Here is a 2,282-nt window from a genome sequence, read left to right as displayed (position 1 = left end):
CAGCAGCGTCTGACTACTGTCAAACACGCTGTAGTTAAACAGCACATTGAGTAGGGTATGCTTCTGGAAAAACGTGGCGGTGAAGTCCTTCAGGTCTTTAATCAACGTGTTGTCGGACTTCGCCCAGTTCATGGAGAAATCAAAACTGTTTTTATCCCGCTTGGTGGTATTGGCAAAGTAACGGGTATCGGTGCCGTTGGATATCACAAACAGTTGCAGGTATTTAAACAGCGAATTATCGCTATTAAAGCTTTCCTTGCTGTAGCGGTGTATCTGATTGAAGGCTTCACGTATAGCCACACCGCGTTTTTTCAACTCAATTTGTACCAGCGGCAGGCCATTGACTAGAATGGTGACATCGTAGCGATTGGCGTGAGTGCCGGTTTGCTCGAACTGTTTGATAACTTGTACTTTATTGCGAAGGATGTTTTTTCTATCCAGCAGATAGATATTCTGAATACGGCCATCGTCGAAGACGAAATCATGAACATAATCATTATGAATCTTGCGGGCTTTTTCGACAACGCCATCGCTGGGCTTGTCCATCCAGGTTTCCACAAAGCGACGCCATTCAGCCTCCAGGAACTCCACATTGTTAAGGGTTTGCAACTGTTCCCTGACATTGGCGAGCATAGCCTTGTTGTTGTTCAGTGTTGGCAGGTATTCATAGCCCTGGTTAACTAAATCCTGAATCAGCTCACGCTCCAGATCACCTTCGCTCTGGTAGCTCTCGGTAATCTTCCAGTCCGGGTTGTATTTGTCCAAAATGATAAAATTATTGGACTCAGCAATTGGCTTGGTGCAATCAACCATTTTTTTGTTCCTGCTGCCAGAAGCCACAGTTGTTCTTCAAGTGATCGAGCAACAGTTTGACAGTCGCTTTCTCCGCTGGCGTTGGCTCTGCAACGGCTTCATTCGACAGCGTGCTGTGGCTGGTGAAATTGATGATTCTGCTCAGATAAAGCTGCTTGTCGTCAGGCAAGAGATCAGACCATCTAGGGTAGCCCAGAAAGCTGGCTGTTTTCTCATAAAGATTGCGCAGTAACGTGAAGTGATATCTTTCAACGTTGTTGGCAGCAATTGCCTGTTCGATTGTTTGCTTTAGGTGGAGATGGTAGGAAAAACTCTTGTTAGAGTCGCCATATTTTTCTGTGAGGGCAAATGTACCATTCTCAAAACTCTCCAACATGTAGCAAGCCTTACCGTTCAACTCATTGAAAAGTACATTATAAAAGATTGGGCTATGTGTCGTGATAATGAACTTCAAATCGGATTCACTGAATTTGATCAGTCCTGCCAGATTAACCGCCAGTTCAATCAGATGATTGTCATCAAGGGAACTGACGGGGTCATCAATGAATACATATTCAAGTTGATCAAATTCGTGGGTCTCGCGCGCATCCGGATCGGCGACATTGAGAATTGTGACGACTTGATCCACCAGGGTGTAAAACACACTCCAGATGAAGTTACTTTCTTCACCTTTGGATAACTTGATATGGGCGGAATGCTCATCATTGCCACGTTCTATAGAAAATGTTATCTCGGTAAAATCTGGACTGAAGTGTGGCGTTAGCTTGTCATTCGCATAGCGCTGGAAATAGCGGACGATATTGCCATCCTGTCCCAAATCTTTTAGCAAGGTCAGCAACCAGTTTGTATAGGAATTCGGCTGCACCTTCATCTTCGGTTCTGCGTCTTCTTGAAGATCGTTATCCCAGTAAAACAAGTCCTCAGTAAAGGCATTATAATAAAGGATTTTTTTGCGTGACAACTCGGACTGTTCAGCTTCGTCATCACCTTCTCCGTTATTAACTTTAGGTGCAAGCAGTTGCTTGAAATCACGGGAAAGACGTGTCTTCCCCGTGCCATTAAAAGCATAGATTAACTGCACCTTTGGCACGGCCCTGGTCGCTTCAACTTCCGTACGGACAGTTTTCTTGGCTTTCCGGGGCGTACTGAGCTGTTGGGCTATTTCTAGGAGTGTCTTGCTCATGTCACGCCTCTGCCACTTCCGGCTTCGGGAAACTAAATAGCATGTCCCGATAATATTCGTACTGCTTCTGGCGCAACTCGATTTCGCGGGGAAGGCCTTCAGTGATGGAGTTGGTTAGAATATAAAATTTATCTAGTATTGCGACGATCCGATTTTGCTCGTCAAGAGGAGGGAGTGGAATTGCTAACGTAGCCAAGTCAGACTTATTTACAGCAGGTACTCCGCCTTCTTTTTTTAAGTTCAATAAAAGCTCGCTTCTAGATTGAAGGAAATAGAAAAGGAACTT

General features: G+C 44.9%; 3 protein-coding genes. All 3 read right to left on the bottom strand.

Annotated elements, in window-relative coordinates:
* The coding region (locus tag IM273_RS21940; RefSeq protein WP_255506030.1) for a type I restriction endonuclease at positions 1–813 on the bottom strand (813 nt) is incomplete at its 3' end.
* Complete coding sequence (locus IM273_RS21935; protein ID WP_193055630.1) at positions 806–1,996, bottom strand: anticodon nuclease; 1,191 nt, start codon at positions 1,994–1,996, stop codon at positions 806–808. The genes IM273_RS21935 and IM273_RS21940, both read right to left, overlap by 8 nt.
* Position 1,997: 1 nt before the next feature.
* On the bottom strand, positions 1,998–2,282 hold a 285-nt coding region (locus tag IM273_RS21930; protein ID WP_193055629.1), incomplete at its 5' end, for a restriction endonuclease subunit S.

The organism is Enterobacter cloacae complex sp. P13B, assembly GCF_014895915.1.
Lineage (GTDB): Bacteria > Pseudomonadota > Gammaproteobacteria > Enterobacterales > Enterobacteriaceae > Enterobacter > Enterobacter bugandensis.
Note: the sequence above shows the minus strand (reverse complement) of the source record. Positions and strands in the feature narration are given on the sequence as shown.

Bases quoted from the DNA above. Each gene is read 5' to 3' on its own strand.
- IM273_RS21935 (WP_193055630.1), bottom strand. From the start codon at position 1,996: ATGAGCAAGACACTCCTAGAAATAGCCCAACAGCTCAGTACGCCCCGG.